The organism is Salmonella sp. SAL4457 (genome assembly GCF_046548235.1).
Lineage (GTDB): Bacteria > Pseudomonadota > Gammaproteobacteria > Enterobacterales > Enterobacteriaceae > Salmonella > Salmonella enterica.
Genome location: NZ_JBGDZO010000574.1, coordinates 1 through 267 on the forward strand (window position 1 = coordinate 1; position 267 = coordinate 267).

Sequence of the window (267 nt, forward strand, 5' to 3'; positions counted from 1 at the left end):
CCTGTACGCCTACGAGCCCACCGATTGGATCGGCGGCTGGACCCTGCTGTACTGGGGCTGGTGGCTGTCCTGGTCGCCCTTCGTCGGCCTGTTCATCGCCCGTATCTCGCGCGGCCGCACCATCCGCGAGTTCGTCTGCGGCGTGCTGTTCGTCCCGGCCGGCTTCACCCTGCTGTGGATGACGGTGTTCGGCGATACCGCCATCCACATGGTCCTGCAGGAGGGCTTCACCCAGTTGGCCGAAGTGGTCAACCAGGACAGTTCGGT

At 65.5% G+C, this 267-nt stretch carries 1 protein-coding gene; it reads left to right on the forward strand.

What is annotated here, in order from left to right; all coding sequences use genetic code 11:
* Window positions 1-267: BCCT family transporter (locus ACLJNW_RS25510; RefSeq protein WP_410961408.1), on the forward strand; the 267-nt coding region annotated here is incomplete at both ends.